The organism is Paenibacillus sp. CF384, assembly GCF_900106745.1.
Classification (GTDB): Bacteria; Bacillota; Bacilli; order Paenibacillales; family Paenibacillaceae; genus Paenibacillus_Z.
The window spans coordinates 1-1,150 of the sequence record NZ_FNNV01000050.1 but is presented as its reverse complement, the minus strand read 5'-3'; the positions used below and the strand labels follow the sequence as shown (position 1 = coordinate 1,150).

At 52.2% G+C, this 1,150-nt stretch carries 1 rRNA gene; it reads left to right on the top strand.

The window, feature by feature from the left end:
* Positions 1-1,150, top strand: a 23S ribosomal RNA gene (locus BLW29_RS31075); the annotation flags it as partial.

Sequence of the window (1,150 nt, the reverse complement as noted above, 5' to 3'; positions counted from 1 at the left end):
ACGAAATGCCTCGGGGAGCCGTAAGCAGGCTTTGATCCGGGGATGTCCGAATGGGGAAACCCGGCTGGAGTAATGTCCAGTCACTCATAACTGAATACATAGGTTATGAAGAGGCAGACCAGGGGAACTGAAACATCTAAGTACCCTGAGGAAGAGAAAACAATAGTGATTCCGTCAGTAGCGGCGAGCGAACGCGGATTAGCCCAAACCAAGGAGCTTGCTTCTTGGGGTTGTAGGGCGTCTCACATGGAGTTACAAAGGTGTTGGGTAGACGAAGAGGTCTGGAAAGGCCCGCTATAAGAGGTAAAAGCCCTGTAGTCCAAAGTCAGCACTCTCCGAGACGTACCCTGAGTACCGCGAGACACGTGAAACCTCGTGGGAATCCGGCAGGACCATCTGCCAAGGCTAAATACTCCCTAGCGACCGATAGTGAAGCAGTACCGTGAGGGAAAGGTGAAAAGCACCGCGGAAGCGGAGTGAAAAAGAACCTGAAACCGTGCGCTTACAAAAAGTCAGAGCCCTCTATATGGGTGATGGCGTGCCTTTTGTAGAATGAACCGGCGAGTTACGTTCCCATGCAAGGTTAAGGTGAAGAGCCGGAGCCGCAGCGAAAGCGAGTCTGAATAGGGCGACATAGTATGTGGACGTAGACCCGAAACCGTGTGATCTACCCCTGTCCAGGGTGAAGGTGCGGTAACACGCACTGGAGGCCCGAACCCACGAATGTTGAAAAATTCGGGGATGAGGTGGGGGTAGCGGAGAAATTCCAATCGAACTCGGAGATAGCTGGTTCTCCCCGAAATAGCTTTAGGGCTAGCCTCGGAGTAAAGAGTCGTGGAGGTAGAGCACTGATTGGGTGCGGGGCCCGCCAAGGGTTACCAAGTCCAGTCAAACTCCGAATGCCATGTACTTATATCCGGGAGTCAGACAGTGAGTGCTAAGATCCATTGTCAAGAGGGAAACAGCCCAGACCATCAGCTAAGGTCCCCAAGTGTGTGTTAAGTGGGAAAGGATGTGGAGTTGCAAAGACAACCAGGATGTTGGCTTAGAAGCAGCCACCATTTAAAGAGTGCGTAATAGCTCACTGGTCGAGTGACTCTGCGCCGAAAATGTAACGGGGCTAAACACACCACCGAAGCTATGGATTGAT